Source organism: Stenotrophomonas sp. 2YAF22 (assembly GCF_052114665.1).
GTDB lineage: Bacteria > Pseudomonadota > Gammaproteobacteria > Xanthomonadales > Xanthomonadaceae > Stenotrophomonas > Stenotrophomonas indicatrix.
In genome coordinates this window covers 1-1,560 of record NZ_JBFRFE010000806.1, presented here as the reverse complement: position 1 = coordinate 1,560, position 1,560 = coordinate 1, and the positions used below count along the sequence as shown (strand labels likewise).

1 protein-coding gene and 1 pseudogene are annotated in these 1,560 nt (G+C 65.1%); both read left to right on the top strand.

Annotation, left to right across the window (positions count from 1 at the left end):
* Window positions 1–21: 21 nt before the first annotated feature.
* Window positions 22–735 carry a response regulator transcription factor gene (locus tag AB4Y84_RS21290; protein WP_002811889.1) on the top strand — a complete coding sequence of 238 codons (714 nt, stop codon included), beginning with the start codon at window positions 22–24 and terminating at the stop codon, window positions 733–735.
* A 150-nt stretch (window positions 736–885) separates the two neighbouring features.
* Window positions 886–1,560: pseudogene (locus AB4Y84_RS21285) on the top strand (sensor histidine kinase); the annotation flags it as partial.

Genomic DNA, 1,560 nt, shown 5'->3' with positions numbered 1-1,560 from the left:
GCTGAAGAAAGAGGGATTCTCATGCGTCAGACGAAGGAGACTTCCGGCTTGGTGCTGGTGGTCGAAGACAACCGCAATATCTCCGAGATGATCGGTGAATACCTGGAAGGCCGTGGCTTCGAGGTCGACTATGCGCAGGATGGCCTGGACGGCTACCGTCTGGCTGCCGAGAACAGCTACGACGTCGTCGTGCTGGACCTCATGCTGCCGCGGCTGGATGGCATCGAAGTGTGCCGCCGGCTGCGCAACGATGCGCGCAAGTCGACCCCGGTGCTGATGCTGACCGCGCGCGACACGCTGGATGACAAGCTCACCGGTCTTGGCTTTGGTGCCGACGATTACCTGACCAAGCCGTTCGCGATCCAGGAACTGGAAGCCCGCCTGCGCGCGCTGATCCGCCGCGAACGTCGCCAAGTGGGTTCGGAAGTGCTCAAGGTCGCCGACCTGGTGCTCGATCCGGTCAGCATGCGTGCCACCCGTGCCGGCACCGAGCTGCAGCTGTCGCCGATCGGCCTGCGCCTGCTGACCATCCTGATGCGTGAATCGCCGCGTGTGGTCACCCGCCAGGAAATCGAGCGCGAGATCTGGGGCAACGGCCTGCCTGATTCGGACACGTTGCGCAGCCATCTGTACAACCTGCGCAAGATCATCGACAAGCCGTTTGATCGGCCGCTGCTGCACACCGTGCAGAGCGCGGGCTATCGCATCGCCGATATCGCCCAGCCGATGGCCTGATCGACGTCGTGCCGGTGTTGCAGCAGAACCGGCACGGCCGTGGTCGGCAGGGAAGGGGTGAACGTTCCGGATACCGGGTCGTCATCGTCCATGCACGATCACGGCACAGCGCGCTGCCTATAATCGCAGCGCTCTGACCGGGACACCGCAATGCCGCACGGCCTGCCGCGCAAGATCCGTATCGCTTTCATCCTGCAAGCCGTGCTGGCCAGCCTGGGTATCCTGCTGGGTGCTTGGCTGGTTTCGCTGGTGATCAAGCACAGCCTGGTGGGCGCTGCCCTGCGCGAAGAAGCGGCGTACTACTGGACACTGCACGAGGCCTCGCCCGTGCAGCCGCCGCCCAATACCCAGAACATCCGTGGCTACCTGCTGGAACGTGGGCAGTCCAGCCTGTCACTACCCGCCAACCTGCGCACGTTGGAACCGGGTTTCCACGAACTGCCCGACGACGATCAGCTGGTGCTGGTCGACGCCCGCGAAGAGGGGCGCCTGTACCTGGTGTTCCTGCGCTCGCGCGCGGAGATGCTGGCGTTCTGGTTCGGCATCGTGCCGGTGCTGCTGACCCTGCTGGCGGTATATGGCGCCTCCTGGATCACCTACCGCGCCTCCAAACGCCTGGTATCGCCGGTGAACTGGCTGGCGCGCCGTGTCTCGCGCTGGGATCCAGGCCATCCGGAAGCGGCCGATCTGGAGCCGAACAAGCTGCCGGCGGACATGCAGGGCGAGACCCGGCAACTGGCGGCGGCGCTGCATTCGCTGGCCAACCGGGTCACCGCGCACGTGGCGCGCGAGCGCAACTTCACCCGTGATGCCAGCCATGAACTG